The 378-nt window shown below is 58.5% G+C and carries 1 protein-coding gene; it reads left to right on the top strand.

Annotation, left to right across the window (positions count from 1 at the left end; genetic code table 11):
- Positions 1-121 precede the first annotated feature (121 nt).
- Positions 122-378: efflux RND transporter permease subunit (locus AC5ZGW_RS47500; RefSeq protein WP_496114322.1), on the top strand; the 257-nt coding region annotated here is incomplete at its 3' end.

Raw genomic sequence — 378 nt, 5'->3', positions numbered from 1 at the left:
GGGCTGAGGACTTGGACCGTGCTATGTGCCATTTTTCCCCGAAGCGTACGGCTGCTTTTTGTTGGCACCGTCGAGGCGCGCCCGACCGCACAGGCGATGTCGCGCGGGCTGTGGCGGCACAATGAAACTAGTGTCGTTCGCATTACGACGGCCGATCTCGCTTCTGACGATGGTTATCGCCGTCGCATGGGTGGGCTTTCTGGCGCTCGATCGCATGCCCCGCGACATCTTCCCAGATCTCGGGGTGCCCGTTCTGTACGTGGCCCAACCGTACGGCGGCATGGACCCAGCCCAGATGGAAGGATTCATCGTCAACTATTATGAGTACCACTTCCTCTACATTACGGGCATCGAACATGTCGAAAGCAAATCGATCCA

Source organism: Bradyrhizobium sp. Crot121 (assembly GCF_059512385.1).
Note: the sequence above shows the minus strand (reverse complement) of the source record. Positions and strands in the feature narration are given on the sequence as shown.